The organism is Cupriavidus sp. 8B, from assembly GCF_054589115.1.
Map to the genome: position 1 here is coordinate 1 of NZ_BAAILO010000041.1, position 2,045 is coordinate 2,045.

General features: G+C 52.8%; 1 protein-coding gene and 1 pseudogene. Both read right to left on the minus strand.

Going from position 1 to position 2,045, the window contains the following annotated elements:
* Positions 1 to 96 precede the first annotated feature (96 nt).
* A complete protein-coding gene (locus ACYP5B_RS04680) occupies positions 97 to 873 on the minus strand; it encodes a bestrophin-like domain (RefSeq protein WP_459568737.1) in 777 nt (258 codons plus the stop codon).
* A 200-nt stretch (positions 874 to 1,073) separates the two neighbouring features.
* Positions 1,074 to 1,280: pseudogene (locus ACYP5B_RS04685) on the minus strand (IS5/IS1182 family transposase); the annotation flags it as partial.
* Between the last annotated feature and the right edge of the window lie 765 nt (positions 1,281 to 2,045).

Genomic DNA, 2,045 nt, shown 5'->3' on the forward strand with positions numbered 1-2,045 from the left:
AACCGCAGCGAATCCGCCCGTCTGTCCCTCATTGAGAAAATCCGAGGCCAGAGGCGTTGGCAACATCATGCGAAAACCTCATTGATCAGCACTTCCTTAGCGCGACGAATCTTTTTCCTGGATCATGGATTCCAGAAGCAAATCGAATATGGCACTGGAGACCTTGAATATGCCCTGGTATGGATGGGTTAATTCCAGTATGAGAAAATTGGCACTCGTGATGGCGATAGCTCCCAACAACAGAAAGAATATTGCAATTATATTGCCGCCACTGAGGCTGCCATAAAGGAAAAACAACAAACAGGCCCAGCCAAATACAATATCAAGGAGCAAGGTTGGTACCTGACTCGACAGGCTTCGGATAATATTAGATTGAATGGCAATAAAATTGCTGGAGAACTGGCGGATTGAGTTCAGATCGTCACGAGTAATATTTTCAAACTCCTCAGAGAGCTTATTTATCTCAAGCACCGTCTCAACATCTTCGGAAAGGTGATCATAATTTACCTCTCCGCCATGCTTCCCACTCTCATCCGGCCAATATCTTCTCAGTAAGCGAACAGCCATTCGCCGCAACATAATTCGCGGCTTATCAGACACGCCATGGAATTTCTTCAGTAAAAGATCGATATTAGCCATCGCATTTACGAGCGAATTAAAATCAGCCTGTTGGCTATTGAAGGTGGTATAAGAGGAGGACACCAGCAGACCCAAAACAATGGCAAAAAGAGTGCCAATCAACCCGGAAACCGATCTGATTACATCCCCGGATAGATTAATATCGGAAGGGAATAGTGTATGCACATAAATCCCAGCAATTGCACATGCAAAAGCAGCAATGGCAATTGCAATGCAGCGACCAAGTATACTCATTCAAACCGTCCACAAACGTTAGTTTCTTTAATTCGTCGCACAATCCAAGTACTGATTGAATGCCCAAGCCGAGCCTATCCTGACGTGCATGACCGTTCTTGATACTCCAGAACGCACGCATCGGGTTCAAGATCATACATGTGGACGGCCATGTTGCATAAATCGAGATTGAAGACAAAGGTCCCACTGTGATCTGGAATTCATGCGATACGGACGGAATGAGGGTGGGCGAGTGCCGTCATGCGATTGAGCACGCTCACGCGGATCGCCGCCTCGGTCGCCTGGGAGCCGACCTTGCGCGCCCACAGGCAATTGCCCCTGAGCGTCTTTAGGCGGTACATCAAGGTCTCGACGAGCGAGCGCCAGTGATAGCCGCTGGACTTCTTCCATTCGCGGCGGCTACTTTGTCGTCAGGGCCGCTCGGGACTTCCCCGGCTTGAGGCTGACTCTTGCGTTGCGCTGGACCAAGGCTTGCTCCATCACTCGTTGTGGAATGTGGCGCCGCATCGGGTACGTCGTCTTGCTCACTCTGTCAAACGGGATCTCGGTGCGACAGCTGCGAACTGCCACACCATTCACCAATGTCGATGACGTCACCCAGGACCACGTTACCCGCGGGCAGTACGCACCACTGCTACATCGGTCTTCCGCCGCGCCGCATTCCACCTTGCCACAACTGCGCGCCTCAGAGTTTCTTCGGCGCGAGTTGCGGCTGCGGGCCGATTACTTCGCTAACCTCGCGATAGATTCCAAGAATAGGGGCTTCCTGCGATCCGCGTTCACACCATAAAGCTGCGCGACAGTGAGCTCTCCATTGAAAGCGCTCGCGAACGTCGGCCGAACAAAGTAACCGATCCTCAACAGCCGGATTAGTGGAACTGACCACCATCGGCTCTGCATGAGCCTGAAGCAGGGAAGCATCACACGCGGGCCGCCCGCGCATCAGGCCGAATGAAGCACACGTCGCAAGCGGGTGCGGACGAACGTCGGCTCGTCTTTTATATTGACTATAGCGTCATGATGACGATAATGTCGTCATAACATCGGGTGCCACCTATGGCGGCGCCCGGCCTTTCAGGAGACGCCATGACCCGCCCGCCCCGCAGCGTGCTGCGCACACCACCGGCTTTCCCCGAAAGCGCACTGCCTACCTTCGTCCAGAAGCTCGACCG

What these genes read in the sequence shown, in the direction of transcription:
- ACYP5B_RS04680 (WP_459568737.1), bottom strand. Translation starts at nt 873, where the DNA reads ATGAGTATACTTGGTCGCTGCATTGCAATTGCCATTGCTGCTTTTGCA.